This window comes from Glutamicibacter sp. FBE19 (genome assembly GCF_015524875.1).
Classification (GTDB): domain Bacteria; phylum Actinomycetota; class Actinomycetes; order Actinomycetales; family Micrococcaceae; genus Glutamicibacter; species Glutamicibacter halophytocola.
The window spans coordinates 1-26,874 of the sequence record NZ_JACKQN010000011.1; the positions used below are offsets into that span (position 1 = coordinate 1).

The 26,874-nt window shown below is 57.7% G+C and carries 38 protein-coding genes and 1 pseudogene; 7 read left to right on the top strand and 32 right to left on the bottom strand.

Features of this window, described 5'->3' with window-relative positions; all coding sequences use genetic code 11:
- The first annotated feature begins 89 nt into the window (after positions 1 to 89).
- Positions 90 to 440 carry a holo-ACP synthase gene (locus tag H6F58_RS15150; RefSeq protein ID WP_146278172.1) on the top strand — a complete coding sequence of 117 codons (351 nt, stop codon included), beginning with the start codon at positions 90 to 92 and terminating at the stop codon, positions 438 to 440.
- 79 nt (positions 441 to 519) lie between these two features.
- Complete coding sequence (locus H6F58_RS15155; protein ID WP_195182094.1) at positions 520 to 2,046, top strand: NAD(P)H-hydrate dehydratase; 1,527 nt, start codon at positions 520 to 522, stop codon at positions 2,044 to 2,046.
- Between the two features lie 68 nt (positions 2,047 to 2,114).
- Here the strand turns inward: H6F58_RS15155 and H6F58_RS15160 are convergent, their stop codons facing one another.
- From H6F58_RS15160 to truA, 5 genes are all read right to left on the bottom strand, one after another.
- Entirely contained in the window at positions 2,115 to 3,485 is a 1,371-nt protein-coding gene (locus H6F58_RS15160) for a UDP-glucose/GDP-mannose dehydrogenase family protein (RefSeq protein ID WP_186468087.1), read from the bottom strand.
- A gap of 147 nt (positions 3,486 to 3,632) precedes the next feature.
- A complete protein-coding gene (gene glmM, locus H6F58_RS15165) occupies positions 3,633 to 4,979 on the bottom strand; it encodes a phosphoglucosamine mutase (protein WP_146275713.1) in 1,347 nt (448 codons plus the stop codon).
- A gap of 171 nt (positions 4,980 to 5,150) precedes the next feature.
- On the bottom strand, positions 5,151 to 5,651 hold the full coding sequence (gene rpsI / locus H6F58_RS15170; protein WP_060702200.1) for a 30S ribosomal protein S9: 501 nt from the start codon (positions 5,649 to 5,651) through the stop codon (positions 5,151 to 5,153).
- Positions 5,652 to 5,689: 38 nt separating this feature from the next.
- Positions 5,690 to 6,133: a 50S ribosomal protein L13 gene (gene rplM, locus H6F58_RS15175; protein WP_022874108.1), complete on the bottom strand. Its 444-nt coding sequence runs from the start codon at positions 6,131 to 6,133 to the stop codon at positions 5,690 to 5,692.
- Positions 6,134 to 6,458: 325 nt separating this feature from the next.
- Positions 6,459 to 7,394, bottom strand: coding sequence for a tRNA pseudouridine(38-40) synthase TruA (gene truA, locus H6F58_RS15180; protein ID WP_171918421.1), 936 nt, complete (start codon positions 7,392 to 7,394; stop codon positions 6,459 to 6,461).
- A 286-nt stretch (positions 7,395 to 7,680) separates the two neighbouring features.
- Here truA and H6F58_RS15185 point away from each other — a divergent pair, with 286 nt between their 5' ends.
- Together H6F58_RS15185 and H6F58_RS15190 are read left to right on the top strand one after the other, a co-directional pair.
- Positions 7,681 to 8,121, top strand: a complete 441-nt coding sequence (locus H6F58_RS15185; protein ID WP_171918422.1) for a hypothetical protein — start codon at positions 7,681 to 7,683, stop codon at positions 8,119 to 8,121.
- A 348-nt stretch (positions 8,122 to 8,469) separates the two neighbouring features.
- Positions 8,470 to 8,910, top strand: coding sequence for a hypothetical protein (locus tag H6F58_RS15190; protein ID WP_171918423.1), 441 nt, complete (start codon positions 8,470 to 8,472; stop codon positions 8,908 to 8,910).
- A 162-nt stretch (positions 8,911 to 9,072) separates the two neighbouring features.
- Here the strand turns inward: H6F58_RS15190 and rplQ are convergent.
- The 18 genes and pseudogenes from rplQ to rplN all read right to left on the bottom strand — a co-directional run.
- Positions 9,073 to 9,501 (bottom strand): annotated as a pseudogene (gene rplQ / locus H6F58_RS15195) (50S ribosomal protein L17); the annotation flags it as partial.
- 83 nt (positions 9,502 to 9,584) lie between these two features.
- Entirely contained in the window at positions 9,585 to 10,586 is a 1,002-nt protein-coding gene (locus tag H6F58_RS15200) for a DNA-directed RNA polymerase subunit alpha (protein ID WP_060702204.1), read from the bottom strand.
- A 167-nt stretch (positions 10,587 to 10,753) separates the two neighbouring features.
- Positions 10,754 to 11,155, bottom strand: a complete 402-nt coding sequence (gene rpsK, locus H6F58_RS15205) for a 30S ribosomal protein S11 (protein WP_022874114.1) — start codon at positions 11,153 to 11,155, stop codon at positions 10,754 to 10,756.
- A gap of 43 nt (positions 11,156 to 11,198) precedes the next feature.
- The gene (gene rpsM / locus H6F58_RS15210; protein WP_022874115.1) at positions 11,199 to 11,573 is read right to left on the bottom strand and encodes a 30S ribosomal protein S13; all 375 of its coding nucleotides are present in this window, start codon (positions 11,571 to 11,573) and stop codon (positions 11,199 to 11,201) included.
- Positions 11,574 to 11,721: 148 nt separating this feature from the next.
- The gene (gene rpmJ, locus H6F58_RS15215; RefSeq protein ID WP_071894985.1) at positions 11,722 to 11,835 is read right to left on the bottom strand and encodes a 50S ribosomal protein L36; all 114 of its coding nucleotides are present in this window, start codon (positions 11,833 to 11,835) and stop codon (positions 11,722 to 11,724) included.
- 127 nt (positions 11,836 to 11,962) lie between these two features.
- Positions 11,963 to 12,184, bottom strand: coding sequence for a translation initiation factor IF-1 (gene infA, locus H6F58_RS15220; protein WP_013349662.1), 222 nt, complete (start codon positions 12,182 to 12,184; stop codon positions 11,963 to 11,965).
- A gap of 228 nt (positions 12,185 to 12,412) precedes the next feature.
- Positions 12,413 to 13,246 carry a type I methionyl aminopeptidase gene (gene map / locus H6F58_RS15225; protein WP_060702205.1) on the bottom strand — a complete coding sequence of 278 codons (834 nt, stop codon included), beginning with the start codon at positions 13,244 to 13,246 and terminating at the stop codon, positions 12,413 to 12,415.
- 121 nt (positions 13,247 to 13,367) lie between these two features.
- Positions 13,368 to 13,940, bottom strand: coding sequence for an adenylate kinase (locus H6F58_RS15230; protein ID WP_060702206.1), 573 nt, complete (start codon positions 13,938 to 13,940; stop codon positions 13,368 to 13,370).
- Positions 13,937 to 15,241: a preprotein translocase subunit SecY gene (gene secY / locus H6F58_RS15235; protein ID WP_060702207.1), complete on the bottom strand. Its 1,305-nt coding sequence runs from the start codon at positions 15,239 to 15,241 to the stop codon at positions 13,937 to 13,939. The genes H6F58_RS15230 and secY overlap by 4 nt, the downstream gene beginning before the upstream one ends.
- Before the next feature lie 255 nt (positions 15,242 to 15,496).
- Positions 15,497 to 15,949: a 50S ribosomal protein L15 gene (gene rplO / locus H6F58_RS15240; protein ID WP_058254881.1), complete on the bottom strand. Its 453-nt coding sequence runs from the start codon at positions 15,947 to 15,949 to the stop codon at positions 15,497 to 15,499.
- Between the two features lie 2 nt (positions 15,950 to 15,951).
- On the bottom strand, positions 15,952 to 16,158 hold the full coding sequence (gene rpmD, locus H6F58_RS15245) for a 50S ribosomal protein L30 (protein WP_022874120.1): 207 nt from the start codon (positions 16,156 to 16,158) through the stop codon (positions 15,952 to 15,954).
- 3 nt (positions 16,159 to 16,161) lie between these two features.
- Positions 16,162 to 16,839, bottom strand: coding sequence for a 30S ribosomal protein S5 (gene rpsE, locus H6F58_RS15250; protein WP_195182095.1), 678 nt, complete (start codon positions 16,837 to 16,839; stop codon positions 16,162 to 16,164).
- Positions 16,840 to 16,868: 29 nt separating this feature from the next.
- A complete protein-coding gene (rplR, locus tag H6F58_RS15255; protein WP_060702209.1) occupies positions 16,869 to 17,240 on the bottom strand; it encodes a 50S ribosomal protein L18 in 372 nt (123 codons plus the stop codon).
- Between the two features lie 2 nt (positions 17,241 to 17,242).
- On the bottom strand, positions 17,243 to 17,779 hold the full coding sequence (gene rplF / locus H6F58_RS15260; RefSeq protein WP_060702210.1) for a 50S ribosomal protein L6: 537 nt from the start codon (positions 17,777 to 17,779) through the stop codon (positions 17,243 to 17,245).
- A gap of 20 nt (positions 17,780 to 17,799) precedes the next feature.
- Complete coding sequence (gene rpsH, locus H6F58_RS15265; protein WP_013349671.1) at positions 17,800 to 18,198, bottom strand: 30S ribosomal protein S8; 399 nt, start codon at positions 18,196 to 18,198, stop codon at positions 17,800 to 17,802.
- A 57-nt stretch (positions 18,199 to 18,255) separates the two neighbouring features.
- Positions 18,256 to 18,825, bottom strand: coding sequence for a 50S ribosomal protein L5 (gene rplE / locus H6F58_RS15270; protein ID WP_060702211.1), 570 nt, complete (start codon positions 18,823 to 18,825; stop codon positions 18,256 to 18,258).
- Positions 18,825 to 19,169 carry a 50S ribosomal protein L24 gene (gene rplX / locus H6F58_RS15275; RefSeq protein ID WP_060702212.1) on the bottom strand — a complete coding sequence of 115 codons (345 nt, stop codon included), beginning with the start codon at positions 19,167 to 19,169 and terminating at the stop codon, positions 18,825 to 18,827. The genes rplE and rplX overlap by 1 nt, the downstream gene beginning before the upstream one ends.
- A gap of 2 nt (positions 19,170 to 19,171) precedes the next feature.
- A complete protein-coding gene (gene rplN / locus H6F58_RS15280) occupies positions 19,172 to 19,543 on the bottom strand; it encodes a 50S ribosomal protein L14 (protein ID WP_022874126.1) in 372 nt (123 codons plus the stop codon).
- A 694-nt stretch (positions 19,544 to 20,237) separates the two neighbouring features.
- Between rplN and H6F58_RS15285 the strand changes: the two genes are divergently transcribed.
- Together H6F58_RS15285 and H6F58_RS15290 are read left to right on the top strand one after the other, a co-directional pair.
- Positions 20,238 to 20,825, top strand: a complete 588-nt coding sequence (locus tag H6F58_RS15285; RefSeq protein ID WP_195182096.1) for a hypothetical protein — start codon at positions 20,238 to 20,240, stop codon at positions 20,823 to 20,825.
- Entirely contained in the window at positions 20,822 to 21,391 is a 570-nt protein-coding gene (locus H6F58_RS15290) for an OmpA family protein (protein ID WP_146275721.1), read from the top strand. Before H6F58_RS15285 ends, H6F58_RS15290 begins: the two co-directional genes overlap by 4 nt.
- An 83-nt stretch (positions 21,392 to 21,474) precedes the next feature.
- On the opposite strand, the gene H6F58_RS15295 is transcribed toward H6F58_RS15290, so the two are convergent.
- Both H6F58_RS15295 and H6F58_RS15300 read right to left on the bottom strand, forming a co-directional pair.
- Positions 21,475 to 22,431: an endonuclease/exonuclease/phosphatase family protein gene (locus H6F58_RS15295; RefSeq protein ID WP_195182097.1), complete on the bottom strand. Its 957-nt coding sequence runs from the start codon at positions 22,429 to 22,431 to the stop codon at positions 21,475 to 21,477.
- Between the two features lie 35 nt (positions 22,432 to 22,466).
- The gene (locus H6F58_RS15300) at positions 22,467 to 22,988 is read right to left on the bottom strand and encodes a VOC family protein (protein WP_195182098.1); all 522 of its coding nucleotides are present in this window, start codon (positions 22,986 to 22,988) and stop codon (positions 22,467 to 22,469) included.
- Between the two features lie 68 nt (positions 22,989 to 23,056).
- On the opposite strand from H6F58_RS15300, the gene H6F58_RS15305 reads away from it, so the two are divergent.
- Positions 23,057 to 23,851 (top strand): helix-turn-helix domain-containing protein, encoded by a 795-nt coding sequence (locus tag H6F58_RS15305; RefSeq protein ID WP_195182136.1) that lies wholly within the window; start codon positions 23,057 to 23,059, stop codon positions 23,849 to 23,851.
- 36 nt (positions 23,852 to 23,887) lie between these two features.
- Here the strand turns inward: H6F58_RS15305 and H6F58_RS15310 are convergent, their stop codons facing one another.
- The 7 genes from H6F58_RS15310 to rpsS all read right to left on the bottom strand — a co-directional run bounded on the left by H6F58_RS15310 (position 23,888) and on the right by rpsS (position 26,862).
- A complete protein-coding gene (locus H6F58_RS15310) occupies positions 23,888 to 24,292 on the bottom strand; it encodes a RidA family protein (RefSeq protein WP_195182099.1) in 405 nt (134 codons plus the stop codon).
- Between the two features lie 113 nt (positions 24,293 to 24,405).
- On the bottom strand, positions 24,406 to 24,693 hold the full coding sequence (gene rpsQ, locus H6F58_RS15315; protein ID WP_013349679.1) for a 30S ribosomal protein S17: 288 nt from the start codon (positions 24,691 to 24,693) through the stop codon (positions 24,406 to 24,408).
- A complete protein-coding gene (rpmC, locus tag H6F58_RS15320) occupies positions 24,693 to 24,956 on the bottom strand; it encodes a 50S ribosomal protein L29 (RefSeq protein WP_022874130.1) in 264 nt (87 codons plus the stop codon). Before rpmC ends, rpsQ begins: the two co-directional genes overlap by 1 nt.
- A 2-nt stretch (positions 24,957 to 24,958) precedes the next feature.
- Entirely contained in the window at positions 24,959 to 25,375 is a 417-nt protein-coding gene (rplP, locus tag H6F58_RS15325) for a 50S ribosomal protein L16 (RefSeq protein WP_022874131.1), read from the bottom strand.
- Complete coding sequence (gene rpsC, locus H6F58_RS15330; RefSeq protein ID WP_060702219.1) at positions 25,376 to 26,158, bottom strand: 30S ribosomal protein S3; 783 nt, start codon at positions 26,156 to 26,158, stop codon at positions 25,376 to 25,378.
- Positions 26,159 to 26,521, bottom strand: a complete 363-nt coding sequence (rplV, locus tag H6F58_RS15335) for a 50S ribosomal protein L22 (protein ID WP_022874133.1) — start codon at positions 26,519 to 26,521, stop codon at positions 26,159 to 26,161. It lies immediately after the preceding gene.
- 59 nt (positions 26,522 to 26,580) lie between these two features.
- A complete protein-coding gene (gene rpsS, locus H6F58_RS15340; protein WP_022874134.1) occupies positions 26,581 to 26,862 on the bottom strand; it encodes a 30S ribosomal protein S19 in 282 nt (93 codons plus the stop codon).
- Between the last annotated feature and the right edge of the window lie 12 nt (positions 26,863 to 26,874).

Here is a 26,874-nt window from a genome sequence, read left to right on the forward strand (position 1 = left end):
AGGCCATGCGGCAACGCGGAACCCCGCGGTTTTGTATCCGAGAATCATCCAGGCATTTCGCCCAGATGGCGGCCGATATAATGGAATCCATGATTGCAGGTATCGGAGTGGACATTGTCGACGTGCCCCGTTTTGGCCGACAACTCGAAAAGACCCCGCGCCTGAGAGAACGCCTCTTCACGGAAGAAGAACGCGACCTGCCTCTGCGCTCGCTGGCCGCCCGCTTTGCAGCCAAGGAAGCCATCGCCAAAGCGCTTGGCGGTCCCGCTGGGATGAACTGGCAAGACTGCACCATCCGCAAAGATGAAGCCGGGGATCCACAAATCCACAACACCGGCTCCGTGGCCAAAGCCAGTGAACAGCGGGGAATCACGTCATGGCATCTGACCATGTCACACGATGGCGACATGGCCATCGCCATGGTCGTTGCCGAAAGCTAACACTTCCAAAACAAAAGAATAACGACACGATTGGCAGTAAATAAGGATTCAGACGACCGCCTTGAGTATTGTTTGAATTATGATCCCTGTCTACAGTGTTGCGCAGATTCGTGCGGTTGAGGCCCAGGAGATTTCCAAGCGCGGCGAAGCGAGCCTGATGAAGCAAGCCGCCGCCGAATTGGCTTCAACGGCAGCCACCATGCTGGCCGAAAAACCAGGCACAGAACCTGCCTTTGTTATCGCCCTGATTGGACCCGGCAATAACGGTGGAGATGGCCTTTATGCACTGGCTCAGCTCCAGGAGCAAGGAATCTCCACGCTCGCCTTGCAATTCGGGGACCACGTACATGCCGAGGCCGCCACAGCGTACCAGAGCGCCGGCGGAACGCTGACTGATTATTCTGATGGTCAAAGTGAACTGGCTAATGCTTCACTGGTCATCGACGCGCTGTACGGCTTGGGATACCGCACCGGTTCCCCACTGCCGACACTTCCTGCACACAGCCGCGTGCTTGCATGCGACGTACCCTCGGGGTTGCACCCGGATACCGGGGTCGCTGAAGACAACGTGTTGCGCGCCGAGCGCACCGTGACCTTTGGTGCCATGAAGTCGGGGCTGCTGACCGTTGATGCACCACTAGTCACCGGGGAAATCACCATTGCTGGTCTTGGATTTGATTTTTCTGCAGTGGCACCCGAAACCCAGCTGGTCGATGAGGCTGCTGCGCAAGAACTCCTGGACGAGCACCGTTCGTGGCGCGACGCTGGACGCCACAAGTACCAGCGCGGAGTCTTGGGCCTCATCGCAGGCTCTGACCTCTATCCCGGGGCTGCCCAGCTAACAGCCAAGGCGGCCGTGAACTGCGGTGTCGGCTTGCTGCGTACACATGTTCCGGACTCCGTGCGCCCATTGGTTGCCGTCTCGGTTCCGGAATCTGTCCCGCTGGATGATCAGCAGATCAAGGAAGCACTCTCTTCCTCGCGTCGCCACCTGCATGGCAAGGGTGCCAAGATCTCGGCTTGGGCCATCGGTCCCGGCCTTGACGGACGCACTCCCCCAACCGGTGCCATTGCCGAAGTGTTCGCCAGCCGCCAGCCAGCGGTCATTGACGCTTCAGGCTTGGAAGTCGTTCCAACTGGCCCTAGCGAACAGCCACGCGTCCTGACTCCGCACGCCAAGGAACTGCGAATGCTGCTGGGCCGCGCCGGAGTGAAGGTGACTCCCGACGAGATTGCCCAGGATCCGATTCGGTGGACCCGCTGGGCCGCCTTGGCCTACAACGCAGTTGTCCTTCTGAAGGGTCCGACCAGCTACATTGTCGCCCCTAATGGCAGCAGCCTCGTGGTAACCCACTCGTCGCCCCAGTTGGCCACAGCCGGCAGCGGCGACGTGCTCACTGGCATCCTCGGCTACCTGCTGTCCGACGGATCCCTGACCGGCACGCAGGGCATGCGAACCGTGCCTAACCGTCGCATCATGGAACTCTCTGCCTGTGCTGCGATCATCCACGGCCACCTTGGACGAGTAACCGCGCAGGATGGCACGGTCAGCGCTTCGCGCCTGCTCGATTACCTGCCGAAGGTCATGAAGCACTTCGGCTTCTAGGCGTCGACGCCAAGAGGCAAAAAATGCGGTTGTCTTTCGACAACCGCATTTTTGCTATCCACGTAGCGCTAGGACTGAACCGGAACCGGCCCGGTTGCAACATTGTTGCTGTTGAGCTCGAAATACTCGCCTGGACCGGTCATGACCCAGCCCTGCTCGCGCCAGGCAGGACGGTCCAGCACGTTGCGGCCGTCGATGAGCATCTTCGATGCCACGACTTCGCCCAGCTGCCGCGGATCCAGGTCGCGGAATTCCTGCCACTCGGTCAGCACCAAGGTCAGGTCTGCGTTGCGGGCAGCTTCCTGATGCGAATCCACGTAGTTCAAACGCGGGAAGCGGCCTGCGGCATTGGCATTGCCCTCAGGGTCATAGACCGAGACTTCGGCGCCAGCGTTGTACAGGCGTACCGCGATGTCCAATGCAGGGGAATCGCGCACGTCATCGCTGTTGGGCTTGAACGTGACGCCGAGGACGCAAATATGCTTGCCAGCCAGCACATTGCCCAGCATATTTTCTGCCAGCGAAACAACGCGGTCTCGCCGGCGCAGGTTGATCTGGTCTACCTCGGAGAGGAAGTTCATGGTCTGGGTCAGCCCGAGCTCGCTCACGCGCGCTTGGAGGGCGCGAATGTCCTTCGGCAGGCATCCACCGCCAAAGCCCACTCCAGCGTTCAGGAAACGACGGCCAATGCGCTTATCGTGGCCAATGGCGTCGGCCAGGGTCTTGATGTCGCCGCCCACGGTCTCGGTCACCTCGGCAAAGGCATTGATGAAGGAAATCTTGGTCGCCAGGAACGCATTGGCGGCCACCTTGACCAGCTCCGCGGTTTCAAGGTCGGTGACGATTTCAGGGATCTCCTGGGCCAGCACCGGCGCGTACACTTCGCGCAGCAGCTCAAGGCCGCGCTCGCCTTCAAGGCCATAGACCAGGCGGTCAGGCCGCAGCGTATCGTTCACCGCGAAACCTTCACGCAGGAATTCAGGATTCCATGCCAGGGCAATGGAGCTTCCGGGCTTGGCATCTTGAGCAATTTTTTCGCTCAACCGGCGGGCGGTGCCCACCGGCACGGTCGACTTGCCGACAATCAACGCTTCAGAGGTGATGTGCTCAAGCAGCGAGTCGACAGCCCCGTCTACGTAAGACATGTCTGCTGACTGCGAATCAGCACGCTGGGGCGTACCCACGGTAATGAAATGGATATCCGCGTTGGCCGCTACATCGGCGTAGTCGTCGGTGAATCGCAGGCGCCCGGAGGAAACATGTTTGCGCAGCAGTTCCGGCAGGCCCGGTTCATGGAAGGGCAGCACGCCAGCGGCCAGCGCATCGAGCTTGGCCTTATCCACATCGACGCCGATGACTTCATAGCCCAATTCGGCCATGCAGGCGGCATGGGTTGCACCGAGGTAGCCGGTGCCGATCACGCTGATGCGTAGAGTCACGAAAGTCCTTCTCTCCGAGAACACGAACCGATGTCTGTTTCTACTTGTTAGCATGCCACACCCCCGCAGGCTGTTCTTATGCAGAACACCCTGCGGGGGTGTGAGTTTTCTTGATATTTCCGTACTAGTTGCCGAACGCCCGCTGAACTACAGGGAAAGGTGTTCCTTGACCGAGGCGCTCAGTGTCTCGGCTTCAGCCTGGGCCTGGTCATGCGTAGCCGCTTCAACCATGACGCGAACCACTGGCTCGGTGCCCGATGGACGCAAGAGCACGCGGCCGGTGGAACCCAAACGGGCTTCCGCGGCAGCGATATCCCGCTGCAGCGGCTCGCAATCCGGTGCCGCTGCCTTGTCCACGCCACGGACGTTGATCAGCACCTGCGGCAGGACTGTCAGCACCGAGGCGAGTTCCTTCAAGGTTTTGCCGGTGGCCTTCACCCGGGCTGCGATCATCAGGCCGGTCAGAACGCCGTCACCGGTGGTTGCGTGCTTGGAGAAGATCACGTGGCCTGACTGCTCGCCGCCAAGCGAGTAGTTTCCTTCGTGCATTCCTTCAAGTACGTAGCGATCCCCCACACCGGTCTGCTTCAAGGTGATCCCTGCAGCTTCCATGGCCAGATTCAAGCCGAGGTTGCTCATCACGGTGGCGACAAGCGTGTCATCCTTCAGCTCACCGCGGTCCTTCATGTCCAGCGCCATGATGGCCATGATCTGGTCGCCATCGACAATGGAGCCTTCGTGGTCTACCGCGAGGCAACGGTCTGCGTCGCCGTCGTGGGCGATGCCCAGATCAGCATGGTGCTCCAGCACGGCAGCCTGCAGCTTCGCCAAGTGGGTGGAGCCATAGCCATCATTGATGTTGATGCCATCTGGGTCTGCGCCAATGACGATGACATCGGCGCCTGCAGCCTTGAATACTTCTGGTGAGCAGCCCGAAGCTGCACCGTGGGCGCAATCCAGAACGACCTTCAAACCGTCAATGCGGTTAGGCAGCGCCTGCAGCAGGTGCATGACGTAGCGATCCTCAGCGTCGGCGAAACGTGCTACGCGGCCCACTTCGCCACCGGTTGGGCGGGGCTTGGGCATTTTCAGGCACGCTTCAATGGCGTCTTCCAAAGCGTCATCGAGCTTCTTGCCACCGCGGGCCAAGAACTTGATTCCGTTATCCGGAGCTGCGTTGTGCGACGCGGAGATCATGACACCGAAATCAGCGTCCAGATCCCCTACCAGAAAGGCTGCTGCGGGTGTTGGCAGCGTGCCTGCGTCCATGACGTCCACACCTGAGGCGGCGAGGCCGGCCTCAATTGCTGCGGAGAGGAAGTCACCGCTGATACGCGGATCCTTTGCCACCACCGCAACAGGCTTGTGCCCGTCTTCAGGTTGGCTCAAGCCCAGCACCACGGATGCCGCCTGCGCCAGCTCCAGCGCCAACTCGGGAGTTAACAGTTCGTTTGCTTTTCCTCGGACCCCATCGGTCCCAAATAATCTTGCCATCGTTTTCAATCATATGCCCTCTACTTCGATTTATCTTCGTTGAAGAGATGCAACGGGTGTGGAATGGGAGAAGATTATTATCGACCCCGAGAATGCCACCGTTAATGGACCAAAGGCCCCAACTTCCCTTGCGGGATGTTGGGGCCTCCGGAAAATACCTTGAAGTAAGGTTTAGCGCTTCGAGAACTGCGAAGCCTTACGTGCCTTCTTCAGACCAGCCTTCTTGCGCTCGATGACGCGTGCGTCACGAGTCAAGTAGCCAGCCTTCTTCAGGGTTGCGCGGTTTGCATCGCGATCGATCTCGTTCAGCGAGCGAGCGATACCCAAACGCAGTGCACCGGCCTGGCCGGAAATGCCGCCACCGTTGATACGAGCGATAACGTCGTAAGCACCCTCAAGACCAAGGATCTTGAAAGGCTCGTTGACGTCCTGCTGGTGCAGCTTGTTAGGGAAGAAGTTCTCCAGGGTGCGACCGTTAACGGTCCACTTGCCGGTACCTGGTACCAGGCGAACGCGGGCGATAGCCTGCTTGCGACGGCCAACTGCTGCACCTGGAACGGTCAGCGGAGCGCGCTCGGTTTCGGCAACTACGGCCGAAGCAGAGGTCTCGGTGGTGTAAGTCGAAGGGGTCTCGCCTTCGAATTCAGTGGTTTCTTCAGCGTTCTGAGCCACGATAATCTCCTATTAAGTATTTCTTCTCGGGGCCAGGACTACTGAGCGACCTGGGTGATTTCCAGTGCCTTTGGCGACTGAGCAGCGTGTGGGTGCTCGGCGCCGCGGTATACCTTCAGCTTCGAGAGCTGAGCAGCAGACAGCTTGTTCTTTGGCAGCATGCCCTTGATAGCCTTCTCAACAGCCAGAACTGGGTTCTTCTCCAGCAGGTCTGCATAGTTGATGCTCTTCAGGCCACCTGGGAAACCGGAGTGGCGGTAAGCGCGCTTGTTCTCAAGCTTCTTACCGGTCAGTGCAACCTTTTCTGCGTTGATGATGATGACATGGTCGCCCATGTCCATGTGTGCAGCGAAGGTTGGCTTGTGCTTGCCGCGCAGCAGGGTTGCGGCCTGGACGGCGAGACGGCCGAGTACTACATCGGTGGCGTCAATGACATACCACTGACGAGTCTGGTCAGCCGGCTTTGGGGTGTACGTACGCACAGTAATTGCCTTACGTTGATTCGTTTCTGGTCAAACAGTCGCTTGGCTGAAGGCGGTGAGATCCCCCAGTGACAGGCACTGTCGTGTTGTTCTTGTGTTTAGACCAGTACGTCAGGTGAGGACTGATGATAACCGGCCGTCCATATGTTGTTCGCACACCCAGCAGACCAGCGACTATGCAACTAAGCCGTCACGCTTGGGCGTGTAGTGTCGAACGTGGACATACACAACTCATAAAAGTTTAGCGGATTAAAGTGTTTCCGGCCAAAAAAGCATCTGCGTCGTGAGCAACAACACCCTTAAGATCCCGGGGATTATCGGCCGCTCAGGCCTTGGCCGATGCTTCTCCAGCTTCATCTTGGCTGCGCCGAGCGCGCGTCTGCAAAGCCCGGGCGGCAAGCTCGCCGGCTTCTGGATAGTAGACCTCTTCGAGAACGAGCGCCCGCGGATGCGAGAGCTTGGTCTTGGAATCGCGCACCATCTGTTCCAGCCTAGCTGCCAGGAATCCAGGCTTCTCGCGCCCATCCCCCACCATCATGGCCGCCCCGATGAGAGCGCGGACCATATTGTGGCAGAAAGCATCGGCTTTCAAATGAGCGAGGATCAGCCCATCAGCACCACGGGTGAAGCTGAACTCCTGCAATGTACGAATGGTTGTCGCATGAGGACGTGGCTTGCAGTAGGTCAAGAAGTCGTGGCGTCCCAGCACACTCTGCGCTTCGCGGTTCATGGCTTCAACGTCCAGCTCTTCGCGATGCCATGTAGTTAGATGCCGGGTGAGCGGATCCCAGCGGTGCTGGCCATCGGCAATGCGGTAGGAGTACCGGCGGGCCAACGCCGAGAAGCGGGCATCAAAGCCTTCGGGAGCGCGCAGAGCATCGTGGACCCAGACGGCTCCGTCCTGGCGGCCAAGGATGCCATTGATTCGGCGCACCAAAGCTGGGCCAGGTTCCAGCGGGGCCTTGCGCGGCAGGCTGTCATATTCATCCTGCGTCAAATCGAAGTGCACTACCTGTCGGCGCGCGTGCACACCGGCATCGGTGCGGCCAGCGACAACAACTCGCACCCGGCGGCGCACCAGCATTTCCAGTGCTTCTTCCACAAGCTGCTGCACGCCGATGACATTGGGCTGGCGCGCCCAGCCGTTGTAGGCGGCACCGTCGTAGCTGAGCACCATCTGCATGCGGATCCATGCGGGGGTTTCGGTGCTTCCTGCTGCGGAAGTTCCCATTGGATCGAGGCTGTCAGGCTGCGTGCTCATACCCTCAATTATGCGTGTTCTCATGCATCTAGATCCAATTGGCACCGATTCGCGCGGCGCCCAACATCCTGCAGCGGTACTCGCTCATCACATGGCTTCCAGCGTTTCTGGACTCCTCCATGGATCATGCTCTACGTGCGTGATTTGCGATCGACTGGCTTGGTTGTTCAACGAGCCTCATACTCTTAACGCTTACGACAACGATAATTTCCGCATGTAGAGTAAAGATCAATTGCCAACTTGGATCGCATCCATTGGTGCCCCTTCATCACTACATGAGGAACACATGCTCAAGAAAATTGGCGTGACGACAGCGGTTATTGCACTCGGACTCTCAGCCCTGACCGGTTGCTCGTCAGGAAAACTCTCCACTGAAGAAACCTGCACCTGGCTCACCGACAAGGCCAAAGAATTGAGCCTAGCAGAGACAACTGATAGTGCTGTACAAGATATGCTCACTGGCGACGGCAACAGTCTCAAGGCAAAGATGGCTGAGATTACTGCCTTCTTGCAAGAGGCATCAGACAAAACCGAAGATGAGAAATTGGCAGAGGCTCTGCAAGCCTCTATCGATCAGAACAACCAGATGATTGAGCTCATGACCGACAATGATCTGACATTGATGGAAAAGTCGTCAAAAGTTCAAGGCCTCCGCACCGCAGAAGATTCCAAGACTATGGACTATGTGAATACGGCGTGTCCAAGCCTGGCGGAATTGGGCCAATAGCGATTACGCTGCATGAAAAAGCACGGCCCAAAAAAATTCAGTGGCTTCACGCTGAACTGGTTCAATTCGTGAAGAGCCCCTTCTATATCCTGGTTGCCTATGCCTTTCCCCCGGACACCGCCTTATCGCCTAGATCGGCCTGCACCAAGCCGGCGGCAAAAGCGCTTCGCTTATGAAGCTCTGTTGTGGCCGCATCGGTTGCTATTCATTCGCGCCAACGGATGCTTGACCTTGAATGTTGGCTTGTCGCCGGACCAACATAGCGACGTCGCTTGTGTAGGCTTAAAACAATGTTGACAAGGCTTTCAATGCCCGCTGTCACTCGATCATCCCAAGGCAAGGAATTACATGCTCAAGAAGGTTGCTGCTAGCGCCGCAGTGCTGACGCTGGCCGCCACGGCTATCACCGGTTGCTCCTCGGGAAAGCTGAACACCGAAGAGACCTGTTCTTACGTCAGTGACCAGGTTGCTGAAAAAGACTTGCTGCACAAGGCGGACGATCTCAGCGAGCAGCTCATCGCCGGTGAGACCAAGGGCTACGCGAAGATCATGGACGAATTCGATGCGATCCTGGTGGACGCGGCGTCCAAGACCAAGGACAAGAAACTCGTTGATGCCTTGACCGCTGCCTCGCAGCAGAGTCAGGAAATCTCCAAGCTGATGGCACAGGGCACCAGCGAGAACGTCACCGAGATCTCTGAAAAAATCTCGGCGCTGGATACCGACGACGCGGCAGAAGCCACGGCCTATCTGGATGAGGCCTGCCCGGATATGGAGAGCTTCAGCTAGGCCTCCAGCGTTCTGCTCCCCCGGTTCCTGCTGATTAAAGCAAAAAAGATTCCCGTTGTTTCCTTTCGGATCCAACGGGAATCTTTTTATCACCCCTAGGGGTGCGAGCTTCAGCTCGAAGGGGGCTTATGCCTCTTCGGTGGCCTCTGCCTCAGGTGCTTCAGCAGCCTTCTCGGCAGCCTTGGTGGCTTCCTTGACGACGGCCTGCTTTGGCGAAACTGGCTCCATCACGAGCTCGATAACAGCCATAGGAGCGTTGTCGCCCTTGCGGTTGCCGATCTTGGTGATGCGGGTGTAGCCACCCTCGCGGTTTGCCATTGCTGGTGCGATGTTCTCGAACAGCTCGTGAACGATCGACTTGTTGGTGCGCGAACGCGAAGCGATGACAGCCTGAACGCGACGACGCGAAGCCAGGTCTCCGCGCTTAGCGAAGGTGATCAGGCGCTCTGCGTGTGGACGCAGACGCTTGGCGCGGGTCAGGGTGGTGGTGATCTTCTTGTTCTCGAAGAGCTGTGCCGACATGTTAGCGAAAATCAGTCGCTCATGTGCTGCACTGCCGCCGAGACGCGGACCCTTGGTAGGGGTAGGCATTGTGGTTCTCCTAGATGAATAACCCGTCCGGCACGATCTTCTCGTGCCGGCGGATGAAGTAGTGTGTCGCTAGACGCGGGTCTTTACAGACCTTCGTCGTATTCGTCGCCATCTTCGAGGGCGCTACGAGCGGCCAGATCAAAGCCTGGAGGGGAATCCTTCAGGGCCAGACCCAGTTCAACCAGCTTGGCCTTGACTTCGTCAATGGACTTTGCACCGAAGTTGCGGATGTCCATCAAGTCGGCCTCGGAGCGGGTAACGAGTTCACCCACGGAGTGGATGCCCTCACGCTTCAAGCAGTTGTACGAACGAACGGTCAGTTCCAGATCCTCGATCGGCAGTGCCATGTCGGCAGCCATGGCTGCGTCCGTTGGCGATGGACCGATTTCGATACCTTCAGCTGCGGTGTTCAGTTCGCGGAACAAGCCGAACAGCTCAACCAGGGTGGTACCTGCGGATGCCACGGCATCGCGCGGGGCGATCGATTCCTTGGTCTCCACGTCAACGATCAGGCGATCGAAGTCGGTGCGCTGCTCAACACGGGTGGCTTCCACGCGGAAAGTCACCTTCAGAACTGGGGAGTAGATCGAATCCACAGGGATGCGGCCGATCTCGCCATCGATGTTCTTGTTCTGAGCGGCAGACACATAGCCACGGCCACGCTCAATGGTCAGTTCCATATCGAACTTGCCGTTGGCGTTCAGGGTTGCAATGTGCAGATCAGGGTTGTGGAACTCCACACCGGCTGGCGGGGTGATGTCCGCTGCAGTAACGATGCCCGGGCCCTGCTTGCGCAGGTAGGCAACGACTGGCTCGTCGTGCTCGGAAGAAACCGACAGGTTCTTGATGTTCAAGACCAGTTCGGTGACATCTTCCTTGACACCGGCTACGGTGGTGAACTCGTGCAGTACTCCGTCAATTCGAACACTGGTGACAGAGGCACCAGGGATCGAGGAGAGCAGGGTACGGCGAAGCGAGTTACCCAGGGTGTAACCAAAGCCTGGCTCCAGTGGTTCAATGACGAACCGGGAGCGGTTTTCGGCAACTACTTCTTCGGTCAGGGTTGGGCGCTGCGTAATGAGCACTTACATTTCCTTTCAGCGAGCGTCCGCTATATGACGCTTCACGGGGGTGGAAACGACGGTAGCCTTAGGTGGCCGTTCGTCTTTTGCAGGCGAATGAGTCCAAGATAGCCACCGGAGCATTCTGCTGAATGCTTCGGTGACTTCTTAGGCCTAGCCTAGCGAATCAATTAGACGCGGCGACGCTTTGATGGGCGGCAACCGTTGTGAGCGCTTGGGGAAACATCCTGGATGGATCCAACCTCAAGGCCAGCAGCCTGCAGCGAACGGATCGCGGTTTCGCGTCCCGAGCCCGGGCCCTTGACGAAAACGTCAACCTTGCGCATGCCGTGCTCCTGAGCGCGCTTTGCAGCAGCTTCAGCAGCCATCTGGGCAGCGTATGGGGTCGACTTGCGCGAGCCCTTCATGCCTACCTCGCCGGCCGAAGCCCACGAGATCACAGCGCCAGTCGGATCGGTGATCGATACGATGGTGTTGTTGAAGGTGCTCTTGATATGCGCCTGTCCCTGCGCAATATTCTTTTTGTCCTTGCGACGCGGCTTACGTACCGCTCCACGAGTCTTTGGGGGCATTTCTTCTCCTACGAAAAAAGTATTTGAGTTAGATCGCTAAGATTTAGCGAGTCTTCTTCTTACCTGCGACGGTACGCTTCGGGCCCTTGCGGGTACGTGCGTTGGTCTTGGTGCGCTGACCGCGGACCGGCAGGCCCTTACGGTGACGAATACCTTCGTAGGATCCGATTTCTACCTTACGGCGGATGTCAGCCTGAACCTCACGGCGCAGGTCACCTTCTACCTTGTAAGTGCCTTCGACGAAGTCGCGCAGCTGCACGAGCTGGTCATCGGTGAGATCCTTGACGCGAGTGTCCGGGTTGATACCGGTCGCTGCGATGGTCTCTTCTGCACGGGTCTTGCCCACGCCGTAGATGTAAGTCAGCGCGATGATTACGCGCTTCTCGCGTGGAATATCCACGCCTGCTAAACGAGCCAAGTGGCTACCTTTCAACGAACGGAGGTCTGGAGCAGTACCATCCGTGATCTCTCACGGCCCCGGCCTCCGAATCCGGGGGTACACCAGGACAAGAGTCCTGGCTGATACTGCCTAATTGACTACGCGTGGGAATCCCGTAAAAACGGAATTAGCCCTGACGCTGCTTGTGGCGTGGGTTTTCGCAGATCACCATGACGCGACCATTGCGGCGGATTACCTTGCACTTGTCGCAGATCGGCTTCACGCTAGGGTTAACCTTCAAGGGTTTACTCCTCTTGCGGTTGCAGTTAAATGTGGAGCAGTAAAAAGCTTGTCCAAGAACAATCATTCAGCGATCGAGATCACCTTGCGGTGACCGCGGTCGCTGAGAAAGTTTTCAGTCTGCAGATTTACTTGTAGCGGTAAACGATACGACCTCGGTTGAGATCGTATGGGCTCATTTCAACCTGCACTCGGTCCTCTGGGAGGATTCGAATGTAGTGCTGACGCATCTTACCCGAGATAGTGGCGAGCACTACGTGTCCATTCGGCAGCTCCACGCGGAACATCGCGTTCGGCAGTGCCTCTGAGACGGTGCCCTCTACCTGGATGACGCCTTCCTTCTTGCCCATTTTCCCCGCTAACTTTTTTTGTTGGCAATTTTCGCCAACAAGTAATTGGTTCTGGCTCATGAACCGGTAATGTCCAAACATAGAATTTTGGGCACGCTTAATTCACGAACCAACAGTCAACGATACGCCATTGAAGCGTTCAGTGCCAATCGTTCACTGATCTAAAAATGTTAGATCCAGCACGCCACAAGCTTGTGGCGTGCTGGATCTAGAAAATACAGCTAATTCTCACGCCTTGATCGGCGATGGGGCTACTCCGAATGGAGCCAGCCCGGCCTCTCCTCCATCGTGGGCGGAGAGCACCCAGATGCCACCCATGTGGAAGGCCACGGTGTGCTCCCACTGCGAGGCATTGGACTTGTCGTTGGTGACCACGGTCCAGTCATCTTCCAGCACGGAGGTCTCGATGCCGCCGCGCACCAGCATCGGCTCGATGGCCAGCGCCATGCCCGGCTTGATGCGCGGACCGCGGTGCCCGGAGTTGTAATTCAGGACATCCGGCGCCATGTGCATGGCCGAGCCGATGCCGTGGCCGCAGTAGTCTTCCAGGATGCCCAGCTCAGCGCCTGGCTGGCTGGTGACATAGTCGTCGATGGCTTCGCCGATCTGGCCGATGAAACGCGCGTTGGCGGCCGCAGCGATGCCGGCCCACATGGCCTGCTCGGTGATCTCGCTCAGGCGCTGGTCGGCCGGGTCGATGTTCTTGCCCACCAGCACGGTGCGTGCCGAGTCGGAGTGCCAGCCGTCGATGATGGCGCCGCCATCGATCTTCAGCACGTCGCCGTCCTTCAGCTCGTAGCCCGATGGGAAGCCGTGGACCACTTCGTGGTTGACCGAGGCGCAGATATTCGCCGGGAAACCGTGGTAGCCCAGGAAGTTGCTGGTCGCGTTGTGGCGTTCGAGCACCTTCCCGAAGACCTTGTTGATCGCTTCGGTGGTCACGCCGGGGCGAGCCATCGCAACGGCTTCATCCAATGCTTCAGCCAGCACCAGGCCGGCCTGGCGCATCTTCAGGATTTCGGAGTTGGATTTGTACTCGATTTTCGGCTGTCCAAAAGCCAATGTGATTCCCCTAGCTCAGTGGTGGATCGGTGCAAGCAGTGATCCGTGCAAAAGTGCGCAGGGACCGCGCTGCAACTTTCATTGTTGCTGCACGATCCCTGCGCGATGTTCTTCGAGGTGCCTAGGCGTTGACGTTCAACGCTGCCAGCACGCGCTCGGTTACTTCGTCGATCGCGCCAAGGCCGTCGACCTTGCGCACGATGCCGCGTTCCTCATAGCGTTCCACGACGACCCGGGTCTCTTCGTTGTACAGGCCCAGGCGGTGGCGGATGACCTCTTCGGTGTCATCTGCGCGGCCTTCGATCTCTGCACGCTTGAGCAACCGGGCAACCAGCTCGTCGTCGTCGGCGGTCAGCTGCAGCACGGCGTCCAGGGCGATGCCCTTGCCGGCCAGCATGGCGTCCAGCGCGTCGACCTGTGCGCTGGTGCGCGGGTAGCCATCGAGCAGGAAGCCCTGGGCCACGTCGTCCTGGTTCAGGCGATCCTCGACCATGTTGTTGGTGACCGAATCGGGGACAAAGTCGCCATTGTCAATGTACTTGCTGGCTTCGATTCCCAGCGGGGTGCCGCCCTTGACGTTGGCACGGAAGATGTCGCCGGTGGAGATGGCGACAATGTCCAAGCGCTCGGAGATCTTTACGGCCTGGGTGCCCTTGCCGGCACCTGGAGGTCCGATAATTAGCAGTCGACTCATCGCAGTAGCCCTTCGTAGTTTCGTTGCTGCATTTGAGCATTGATTTGCTTGACGGTTTCCAATCCCACACCAACCATGATGAGGATCGATGTTCCGCCAAATGGGAAGCTCTGATCGGCGTTGAACAGCACGAAGGCAATCAGTGGGATCAACGCAACGAACGCGAGGTACAGCGCGCCCGGGAAAGTGATTCGAGAAATCACGTACTGGAGGTATTCGGCGGTTGGACGTCCAGCGCGAATGCCTGGGATGAATCCGCCGTACTTCTTCATGTTGTCGGCAACCTCAACCGGGTTGAAGGTGATCGCAACATAGAAGTAGGCAAAGCCGATGATCATCAGCGTGTAGGCCAGCATGTACCAAGGCGAAGAGGTCGAGGAGTGCTCCTGCAACCACATGGCCCACGCCGGCAAGGTGCCATCGTCATTCTGGTTGAACTGCACCAGCATCTGCGGCAGGGCCAAGATGGAGCTGGCGAAGATCACCGGGATCACGTTGGCCATATTCAGCTTCAGCGGGATGTAGGTGGAGGTGCCGCCCACCGTGCGGCGGCCCACGGTGCGCTTTGCGTACTGGACCGGGATGCGCCGCTGGGACTGTTCCACGAAGACCACAAGCCCAACGATCAGCAGGCCGATCAGCAGCACGCCGATGAAGGTCATGACGCCCTGGGCCTGCAGGATCGAGCCCATTGCCGACGGGAAGCCCGAAGCAATGGAGATGAAGATCAGAATGGACATGCCGTTGCCGATACCGCGTTCGGTGATCAGCTCGCCCATCCACATGATCAGGCCGGTGCCTGCGGTGAGCGTGATGACCATCAGCAGGATCACGATCAGCGAGTCATCCGGGACCAGCGGGAGGGAGCAGCTCGGGAAGAGGCTCCCGGTGCGGGCCAGGGTCACCAGCGTGGTGCCCTGCAGCAGCGCGAGGGCGATAGTGAGGTAACGCGTGTACTGCGTCAGCTTGGCTTGCCCGGCTTGGCCTTCCTTGTGCAAGGTCTCGAAGTGCGGGATCACCACACGCAGCAGCTGGGTAATGATGGACGCCGTAATGTACGGCATGATTCCCATTGCAAAGATGGAGACCTGCAACAGGGCGCCGCCGCTGAAGAGGTTCACGAACGAATAAAGTCCACCGGTGGTTTCACCCATTGCCAGACACTGCTGAACGTTGCTGTAGTCAATGCCCGGAGCGGGGATGAATACACCGACACGATAGATCGCAATGATCCCAAGCGTGAACAGCAACTTGTTGCGCAGATCAGGCGTCCGAAAAACTCGGGCTATGGCGCTGAACAAGCGTCCTCCTGAAGTATGTGCTTGAGCCCAGGAAGAGATACTTCCCATGACCTAACGATTCTAGCCGTCCACAGTGCTATCCTGCCAAATACGCCACACGAATTAGACGCAAATGTTTATGGACAGAAATGTTTATGGCCTGATCAACCAAGCATTGATGGTGTTCTTGGAAAATTTCTCGCCGATAGCAGAATGGTCCCGGTTCACGTCGATTACTCGACGCGAACCGGGACCATTCAAAGGCTAAACCCTGGTTTAGAGGGTGTTTGCCGAGCCGCCAGCAGCAGCGATCTTCTCGGATGCGGAAGTCGAGAAGGCGTCAACCTTCACGTCAACCTTGACCGTGATCTCGCCGGTGCCCAGTACCTTGACAGGCTGGTTCTTGCGAACAGCGCCCTTGGCAACCAGTGCCTCAACGGTGACTTCGCCGCCTTCTGGGAACAATTCCGAGATCTTGTCCAGGTTTACAACCTGGAACTCGACACGGAATGGGTTCTTGAAGCCGCGCAGCTTTGGCAGACGCATGTGCAGCGGAAGCTGACCACCTGCGAAGCCTGCCTTCACCTGGTAACGAGCCTTGGTACCCTTGGTACCGCGACCTGCGGTCTTACCCTTGGAACCTTCACCGCGACCAACGCGGGTCTTGGCGGTCTTTGCACCCTCAGCTGGGCGCAGGTGGTGAATCTTCAGTGCTTTTTCTTCAGCCATCTCTACTTCGCCTCCTCAACCTTCAACAGGTGTGGGACCTTGTTGACCATACCAACAGTCACAGGGTCAGCGGAGCGGACAACGGTCTGTCCGATGCGCTTCAGGCCCAACGAGCGAACAACGTCGCGCTGGGACTGGTTACCACCGATGATGGACTTGATCTGGGTGATTTCCAGCTTGGCGTCGCTTGGAACAATGTTCTTAGCCATTGATTAAGCACCTGCCTTCTGGCTCTGGATGTGACGCAGCATTGCTGCTGGTGCAACCTCGTCCAGCGGAAGACCGCGGCGAGCTGCAACAGCTGCTGGCTCTTCAAGAGCCTTCAGTGCAGCAATGGTGCCCTGAACGATGTTGATCTGGTTGCTAGAACCCATCGACTTCGACAGGATGTCGTGGATGCCTGCGCACTCCAACACGGCGCGCACTGGACCACCGGCGATAACACCGGTACCAGGAGCAGCTGGACGAAGCATGACGACGCCAGCGGCGGCCTCACCCTTGACCAGGTGTGGAATGGTGGTGCCAACGCGTGGAACGCGGAAGAAGGACTTCTTGGCCTCTTCAACGCCCTTGGCGATAGCTGCAGGAACTTCCTTGGCCTTACCGTAGCCAACGCCTACCAGACCGTTGCCGTCACCAACAACGACAAGTGCGGTGAAGCTGAAGCGACGACCACCCTTGACGACCTTGGAGACGCGGTTGATAGCTACAACGCGCTCAAGGAACTTGTCCTTGTCTTCGTTGCGGTTATCCTTCTGGTCACGGCCACGGCTGCGGCCTTCGCCACGTCCACGACCTTCACCACGACCGCGGCCTTCGCCGCGACGGGATCCAGCGTTCTCGGTAGCGGGAGCCGATGCAGTCTCGACTGCTTCAGTAGCTTCAGACACCTGAGTTTCCTTCTTGTTAGTAGCTTCGCTCACAGTGCCAGCCCACCTTCACGTGCGCCGTCAGCAACAGCAGCCACGCGACCGTGGTACTTGTTGCCACCGCGGTCGAAGACTACTGCTTCGATGCCAGCTGCCTTGGCGCGCTCTGCAACGAGCTCGCCAATCTGCTTAGCCTTGGCGGTCTTGTCGGCCTCGCTTGCACGAAGCTCGGCTTCCATGGTCGAAGCGCTGGCCAGGGTGATGCCCTGCGAGTCGTCTACGATCTGTACGAAGATGTGACGAGCCGAGCGGTTGACAACCAGGCGTGGACGAACGGTGGTACCAACGATGTGCTTGCGCAAACGCTGGTGACGACGACCGCGCTGAGCGGACTTGCTCTTGCCCTTGATTCCGATAGCCATGATTACTTACCAGCCTTTCCGACCTTGCGGCGGATGATCTCGCCAGCGTAACGGATACCCTTGCCCTTGTAAGGCTCGGTCTTACGCAGCTTGCGGATGTTGGCGGCAACTTCACCGACGTGCTGCTTATCAATACCAGCAACGATGATCTTGTTGTTGCCCTCGACCGAGAAGGTGATGCCGTCAACGGCAGCAACCTTCACTGGGTGCGAGTAACCCAGAGCAAGCTCCAGGTCAGCGCCCTTGGCCTGTACGCGGTAACCGGTTCCGTGGATTTCGAGCTTCTTCTCGTAACCCTCGGTCACACCGATGATCATGTTGTTGATCAGGGTGCGGGTCAGACCGTGCAGCGAACGAGACTCGCGGGAATCGTTCGGGCGAACAACGGTAACAGTGTTCTCGTCCTTGGAAACGGTGATTGGAGCCGAAACGGTGATCGAAAGTTCACCCTTCGGGCCCTTAACGGCGACCTGCTGGCCGTCGATGTTCAATTCAACGTTGGCAGGAACGGTAATCGGAAGACGTCCAATACGTGACATTGTATGTTTCTCCCTTCCTGTTACCAGACGTAGGCGAGGACTTCCCCACCCACGCCCTTCTTTGCAGCCTGACGGTCAGTAAGCAGACCGGAGGAGGTGGACAGGATCGCGATGCCAAGACCACCGAGCACGTGAGGCAGGTTGGTGGACTTTGCGTAAACGCGAAGACCTGGCTTGGAGATACGGCGCACGCCAGCGATTGAACGCTCGCGCGATGGGCCGTACTTCAAAGTGATAGTCAGAGTCTTGCCGACTTCTGCTGCAACTTCCTCGAACGAGGCAATGTAGCCCTGTTCCTTCAGGATGTTTGCAATGCGTACCTTGAGCTTGCTCGACGGCATCGACACAGTGTCGTGGTATGCCGAGTTAGCGTTACGCAGACGAGTCAGCATATCTGCGACTGGATCTGTCATAGACATGTGGGCTTCAGCCCTTCCTCGTTACGGTTTCCTTAGCGGACCTGTAACGTAGTGAGATTAGTTGTTGGTCTTGAATGGGAAGCCCAGAGCCTTAAGCAAGGCACGGCCTTCGTCATCAGTCTTGGCGGTGGTCACCACAGTGATGTCCATACCGCGCACGCGATCGATCTTGTCCTGATCGATTTCATGGAACATCGACTGTTCGGTCAGACCGAAAGTGTAGTTGCCATTGCCATCGAACTGGCGGTCGCTCAGGCCGCGGAAGTCGCGGATACGAGGCAGTGCCAGGGTGATCAAGCGATCAACGAATTCCCACATGCGGTCGTTACGCAGGGTGGTGTGAGTACCGATTGGCATGCCTTCGCGCAGCTTGAACTGTGCGATGGACTTGCGGGCACGGGTGATCACTGGCTTCTGACCGGTAATAGCGGTCAGGTCGCGAACTGCGCCTTCGATAAGCTTCGAGTCCTTGGCAGCTTCGCCGACACCCATGTTAACTACAACCTTGGTCAGGGATGGTACCTGCATTGGGTTTGCGTAGTTGAACTGCTCCTGCATAGCAGGGCGGATCTCTGCGTTGTACTTTGCCTTCAGACGTGGCTGGATCTTGGTGGCTGCTTCAGTCATTACAGATCCTTTCCGGAAGCCTTGGCGAAACGAACGCGTACAGTCTTGGACACGCCGTTCTTTTCTACGGTTTCCTCGCGGAAGCCGACGCGGGTTGGCTTCTTGGTTTCTGGGTCAACCACAGCAACGTTCGATACGTGCAGTGGAGCCTCGACAACCTCGATGCCGCCAGTGGTCGAACCGGATTCGGTCTGACCAGCCTTGGTGTGCTTGGTGACGCGGTTTACGCCTTCAACCAGCACGCGGGAGGACTCGGTGATGACCTTCAGGACCTTGCCCTGCTTGCCACGTTCCTTGCCTGAGATGACCTGAACCAGGTCACCCTTCTTGATCTTTGCGCCCATGGTTACAGCACCTCCGGAGCCAGGGAAACGATCTTCATGAACTTCTTGTCACGAAGCTCGCGGCCCACTGGGCCGAAAATACGAGTACCACGAGGATCTGCAGCGTCACCCTTGAGGATAACTGCAGCGTTCTCGTCGAACTTGATGTAGGAACCGTCTGCGCGACGGATTTCCTTCTTAGTGCGAACGATGACTGCCTTGACGACGTCACCCTTCTTCACGTTGCCGCCAGGAATTGCATCCTTGACGGTAGCGACAATGGTGTCGCCAATGCTTGCGTAGCGACGCTTCGAGCCACCAAGAACACGAATGGTAAGGATTTCCTTAGCACCGGTGTTATCGGCAACCTTAAGTCGCGACTCCTGCTGAATCACTTCTTACTCCTGTCGTCTCGCTGGTTCTCTGAACGAGCCTTGCGGAACGGATATGGTCTCCACGATACGTATCGCTTACCCCCACCGACGCGGGCGCACCGAATGCTGATCCCAATTGGCGGCAGGGCCGAGGCGTAAAATATCGAGGCTGCACTTGTGCGTCTAAACTGACTTAGACCGCACCGCATCGTTTCGGAGGTGGATAGTCCCCGAACACAATGCGCACAGATTCTTAAGTCTAGCGCAGAGTGGCATAAAACCGAAATGGTGTGGTATGCGGAAAGAAGGCGTCGTTCGTCACATGAACCAACGCGCACTTCCCCGGCTTTACGGGGCTCCGGCACCACGGATCACGAGGATTCGCGTAGCGCCAAATTGACCGGGCTGGCTTTGGGCCACGGGGTCACCGCGGACTCGAAGTTCCTGGATGTTTTTTCTTCCGTCAATGCCGTGGGCAGCCGGCATGTATTTGCTGGCACTCGCTGCCCTCGAATACACAGCGTCGCTAATCGGCAATCGGCAATCGGCAATCGGCAATCGGCAAGCAAGACCGGGCTATGCAATTCCACCGAGTCAAGTGCCGGTCTCAATATCGTAATTTGTTGGATTTTAGGGAAAGATAAGCACTCATCCACCCCCGATGCCTCAGCCCCTTGATCGCTGGACATCAAATCCACGACTATCGGAGTTCACGATGAAACGATCATTGGCCCTTTGCGCTGCAGGCATTCTTGCGCTCTCCGCTATAACCGGTTGCACCTCGTCCACCGATGAGGCCCCATCCAACGCTCCTTCCACCGAAGGAACCTCAGCCTCTGCAACGACGCAGGCGCCGTCCGCGGAATCGAAAACGCCTACTGCTGCTGTTGATACCTCGAACGTCATTGCCACCAAGGAATTCACCGTCCCTGGACATAAAGACGACAAAGTCACGGTGGGCATCCAGTCTCTGAAAGTTGAGGGGAAGACCATGACCCTCCAGTACGTGCTCACCCCTGATTTTGCCTCTGCCAGTGACTCCGCAGCCATCTCGATCTACGACATGTTCGGGAATTCCTCGCCACGCACGACTCTCGTTGATCGCGAAAACCTCAAGGAATATAGTGTCATTTCGGATGTGGGACGTACTTGGGCGGCAGATTCCGTCCGAACTTCAACCGCAAATCATGAGCCCGTCATTTGGTGGGGAGTTTATGCCGCTCCCGAAGACGGCAATGAAAGCTTTGATATCCGTGTAATCGATTCGATGGCGGAGTTCACTGACGTACCGGTGACGCGATGAAAGCACTACCAGTTCGGCTCATAGGAGCCGGGGTTTTGCTGGCCGCCCTCGGATGCCAGTTGCCAGCTGCGCAGGCAACCGCAACGAATGCGCAGGAATTGCCCGAACCTTCAAGCGAGCTTATTGCGAAGTCCGTGCGCGTTTGGGACCCGGGTACAAGTGTTCTCGCCTGGAATCTCACCGGATCCGTGAAGGCTGTAGAACAGGTTCAGGAGAAGGACGGGGAAACTACCATTACCCTGGCAACCGACATCCTTTTCACTCCAGATAGTTCGAAGCTTCCAGCCACAGCTTCTGCCAAGGTGGAGTCATTGGTTTCCAAGATACCCAAGGGCGCAGACGTCCAAGTTAATGGCCATACTGACTCCGTTCATGGCGCGAAGGATAACAAGACTCTCTCCACGGACAGGGCCAAGGCTGTCGCCGCCGTGATCAAGAAAGCACGTCCCGACCTGAATGCAAAGGTCAAGGGGTTCGCCGATACCCAACCAGCGGTTCGCGAAGACCCGAAAGACCTGTCGACCTATGCCGCTAATCGTCGAGTGGAAATCATTTACGCCGGCTAGCAATTTTGTGTTTCCATATTTCGTGCAGATATTCACCGCTCGATGGGCCATGCCTGCGGGGCAATGCCTCTGCGCGGGGCCTGCTAATGTGGCACACCGAGTTTCACGATGAGTGCCAGGTGATCGGACCCATCGATCTTCGCTGTCTCTTGCTTGAGCGGAACAAAACCGCGGGATAGAACGTGGTCAATCCCAATCATCGGCGGCACCCTTCCCCCAGTTGGCCATGTCGATATGGGAAACAGCGATCGTTCAGGTCCCATGCTGGAGACAAGTTCACGAAACTGTGGATGGGCTCGGGTGGAGTTGAAGTCCCCTGCCAGGATCACTGATTCGTCTTCCTGCTCGGCAACCCACTGCTGCAGAGCCAGCAGCCCACCCTGCCACCGCCGCGCATTCTGCAGCGGGGGATAAATGTGAACCCCAACGACCGTGATTGGCCCGCGTGGAGACGCAATGTCGACGATGGGCAATCCGTACCAATTGGTCGCATCCGGGCCAAGCGAACCTGATCGTTCTCTCGCCGGATAGCGCGAATAGATCACCGTATCGGCTTCTCCCCCGGCAGGCACCGGTGCGCTTCGGTATGGCAAGGTATCCAATGCTCCTTGGGCAGCCAATCTCTGCTGAAGAGGTTCGCTTGTCTCCACGAGCACCAGGACATCAGGGTCGGCGATTTTGATGCTCTGCGATAATTGCCCAGCATCAGCGCCAGCCTTGAGCGCATTGAAGGAAAAAACTGTTAACTCCGGGGTTGCATCCGATGGCAACGATTCCCCGGTTGTCATAGCCAAGTTCGGGACCGCACCGATGGCCAGCAAGACCAACACGACTGCCGAAACCAGCCACCGGCGCTTGAATGAGGCCAGCAATACGGCCACGGCAATGCCCAGCAGCATCCATGGTTGGAATGCTTGGAGCCGCGGAACCCAGCCGGCAGCTGTCCACGTTATATAGGGCAGGATTCCAATGCCCAGGCAAGGGAGCATGAGAATCGCCCACAGCCACGGTGAACGTGGTCGCGGGCGATTCAATGTCATGGCTTCAGCTTAGTTCAGCGCCTGGCAAGGATTGCTCAATTCGAGGCCGCTTCCGACTGCTGCGCAGCCCAGGCTGCCACCCGTCGAGCGCTTTCCTCTTCGCTCAGATCTTCAACTCTGCTCATGATGGACCACCTCACTCCGTAAGGATCAATTATCGAGGCGAATCTGTCACCCGAAACAAAATTGGTCACCGGTTCCCTCACCGTAGCGCCTGCTTCTGTAGCTCTTGCCAGCACTGAATCCACGTCTTCGCAATACAACCCGAGCGAATAGCAAGCATTCGGGGCAGCCGGTGGCGGCACCAAGCCGTACGCGGGACTGGGCTCGCCAATTTGCAGGTGTCCTTGGCCAAAATCAATCTCGGCATGGACAACGACCCCGCCCATGTTGGTGACATCAATGATCCGTGCTCCAAACACGTCCTTGTAGAACTCCAATGCCTTCGCCGCATTTGGCACGGCGAGGAATGGAGTTAGTGACGTTACTCCGTGTGGAACACAAGCGGTGGTGTGAGTTCCGGTGACACCATGCACCATTTCGTTGTGATTTTGCATGTCTCAAGACTATGAAGTTATGGAATGCTGGGGCTTGTAAATTTGCGACAAATTTGAGGTGCTGCTGCATGGTCGATATTCATGATGGTCGAGGGGTTTTGTATCCGGCCCGGCTGCCGGAATTCCAGCGCATCTTGCCTCCCGAACATTTGCGGCAGTACGTCAGCTGGTATTGGATCTCGCGCTGGGATATTGCTGCCGGCCGAATTTCCCGCCAGCAGATCCTGCCGTTCCCGCTGATGAATCTTGTAGTGCAGCCTGAGGGTGTGACAGTCGCTGGTCCAAGCCGCGGTGCATCTCATAGGGATCTGCGCGGGACCAGCTGGGCGGTAGCCGCCTTGCTCCGCCCCGCTGCAGCTCCCTACCTGGCGTCCTTGGTCGAGTGCACGCCGCAGCAGCTGCTGGACCAAGAAGCAACTATTGATGCAGGTGCGCTTCACCAGGCCCTGCTGGACGAACATCAGCTGTGTGACGACGCAAACTCGAATGCAGGCTGTGCTCATCAATTATCTTTATGGCTGGAACAGCGTCTGCCGCCAATCACCGAGTCAGGCGAACTGGCCAATAATTTTTTGGATCATGTATCGACTAACAGCGCAGCCTTGCGTGTTGACCACGTCGCAAAAGATTTGAATCTCACCGTACGCAGCCTGCAGCGCTTGTCCCTGAAATACTTGGGACTTTCACCGTTGGCAGTCATTCGGCGCTATCGCTTGCAAGAAGCTGCCCTGCATTTGCGTGAGCATCCGCAAACTTCACTTGCTTCACTGGCCGTGGACCTCGGCTATGCCGACCAGGCCCACCTGTCGACAGACTTCCGAAAGGTACTCGGCTACTCCCCTAGCGACTATCGAAGCAGCTAGCAGGAAACGCAGGCTCGTGTTTTGGCAATCCGTGTCCTAATCAATGGCCAACGCCGCAACTGCGCTGATTTCAATCAGACCGCCAGGGATGCCTAGCTGGGAGACAATGGCAGCGCACACCAGCGGTGGTTCATCAGAAGCCAGTTCGGGGCCAATAGCCGCATAGACGCTATTGATATCTACGCCGTCCACCAAAAGGACGTTCCATTGGACTACATCGTCAAACGTTGCTCCGGTTGCTGCCAACGCTGTCTTTGCATTGTGCAACGCATGTCTTGCTTGTTCCGCGGCATCGCCTTCGCCGATCAGTGTGCCATGCTCGTCAACCGCGTTCTGTCCGCCAAGGTAGACGGTGCTGGCTCCCGGCGGAACGATGGCTACGTGGCTGAAGGCTGGCGACCGGACGAGGCCTTCTGGGCGCAGTTTCTGGATTGATTGCATAATCCAGTGTCGTCTGCGCGAACTACAGGGTCAATGCAGAATGCCCCGAACTCTTCTTGCGAAGTGTTCGGGGCATTCTTCAATCACGAGATCCGTGAAATCGAAGCGAAAGCTTACTTAGCCTTCTCTACGATCTCAACGAGACGCCAGCGCTTGTCAGCAGACAGCGGGCGGGTCTCAGCGATGACAACCAAGTCGCCGATGCCGGCTTCGTTGTTCTCATCGTGAGCCTTGACGTTCTTGTTGCGACGCATAACCTTGCCGTAAAGGGCGTGCTTCACACGGTCCTCAACGTCAACGACGATGGTCTTCTGCATCTTGTCGGAAACCACGTAACCACGGAGGGTCTTGCGGTCGTTACGCTCGGTAGCGTTATCCACACCGTTCTCCTTCTCGCTCATTACTTGGATTCCTTCTTGGTTTCTTCAACCGGAACGACGACATCCTGACGAATGCCCAGCTCGCGCTCGCGCAGCACAGTGTAAATGCGGGCGATATCGCGCTTGATAGCCTTCAGGTTCGCGTTGCTCTCCAGCTGGCCGGTAGCCGACTGGAAGCGCAGGTTGAACAGTTCTGCCTTGGCCTTCTTCAATTCCTCGTTCAAACGAGCGGTATCGAAGCCGTCCAGGGACTCAATGCTAAGGTCCTTAGAACCGATAGACATCCCTATTCACCACCTTCACGACGCACGATGCGTGCCTTCATTGGCAGCTTGTGGATTGCAAGACGCAATGCCTCTTTAGCTACCTCTTCACTGACGCCACCGAGTTCAAACATGACTCGTCCTGGCTTGACGTTGGCGACCCACCACTCTGGGGAACCCTTACCGGAACCCATACGGGTTTCAGCAGGCTTCTTGGTCAGCGGACGGTCTGGGTAGATGTTAATCCACACCTTACCGCCACGCTTGATGTAGCGGGTCATAGCGATACGAGCGGCTTCGATCTGACGGTTAGTCACGTAAGCCGGGGTCAACGCCTGGATACCGAACTCACCGAAAGCAACGGTGGTTCCGCCCTTGGCAGCACCCGAACGCTTTGGGTGGTGCTGCTTACGGAACTTGACTCGACGTGGGATAAGCATTTAAGCCTCTCCTCCTTCCGCAGCAGGAGCTGCAGCGCCCTTACGGTCGTTACGACGACGGCGTTCGCCGCCACGTGGACGATCGTTGCCACCGCGACCACCGCGAGCTGGAGCAGCAGCAGCCTGCTGTGCAGCCAGTTCCTTGGCGGTTACGTCACCCTTGTAGATCCAAACCTTCACGCCGATGCGGCCGAAGGTGGTCTTGGCTTCGAACTTGCCGAAGTCGATGTTCGCACGCAGGGTGTGCAGCGGCACACGGCCTTCGCGGTAGAACTCCTTGCGGGACATTTCTGCACCGCCAAGACGACCGGAGCACTGAACGCGGATGCCCTTGGCACCAGCGCGCATTGCCGACTGCATTGCCTTCTTCATCGCACGGCGGAAAGCCACGCGGGAAGCAAGCTGCTCGGCGATGCCCTGGGCGACCAGCTGGGCCTCCATGTCAGGGTTCTTGACCTCGAGGATGTTCAGCTGAACCTGCTTCTTGGTGAGCTTTTCCAGCTCGCCGCGAATACGGTCGGCTTCTGCACCACGGCGGCCGATAACGATACCTGGACGTGCAGTGTGGATATCCACACGTACGCGGTCACGGGTACGCTCGATCTCTACGCGGGCGATGCCTGCGCGATCCATTCCCTTGGACAGCAGTGCACGGATCTGTACGTCTTCTTTTACGTAGTCCGCGTAACGCTGGCCTGGCTTGCTGGAATCAGCAAACCAGTGCGAGATGTGGTCAGTGGTGATGCCGAGACGGAAACCGTTCGGATTTACCTTCTGTCCCATTTAGTTCTCCCCACCCTTCTGGGTTGAAACAACCACAGTCACGTGGCTGGTGCGCTTCTTGATCTGGAATGCGCGACCCTGTGCACGCGGCTGGAACCGCTTCATGGTCGGACCTTCGTCAACAAACGCTTCGCTGATAATCAGCTCGTCCTCATTGAATGCTTCACCTGCGCGGTCCGCGGCGGCACGGGCGTTAGCCACTGCCGATGCGACAACCTTGTATACCGGCTCCGAAGCTGCCTGTGGGGCAAACTTCAAGATGGCCAGTGCTTCGTTGGTCTGCAGACCACGAACAAGGTTGACGACGCGCCGGGCCTTCATAGGCGTTACGCGGATGTGACGCGCAATTGCCTTGGCTTCCATTGCTATCCTTCTCTCGTCTATCGAAGAAGTGCTAAGCGATACTAGTTCCCTTGCGGGGCCTAGCGGCGCTTGCCCTTCTTGTCGTCCTTTACGTGGCCACGGAACGTACGGGTTGGGGCAAACTCTCCGAGCTTGTGTCCAACCATCGATTCGGTGACGAACACAGGAATGTGCTTGCGACCGTCGTGTACGGCGATGGTGTGTCCCAGCATGTCCGGGATGATCATCGAACGGCGGGACCACGTCTTGATGACGTTCTTGGTGCCCTTTTCGTTTTCAGCAACGACCTTCAGGAACAGGTGCTGATCGACGAAGGGGCCTTTCTTCAGGCTGCGTGGCATGTTTCCAGGCTC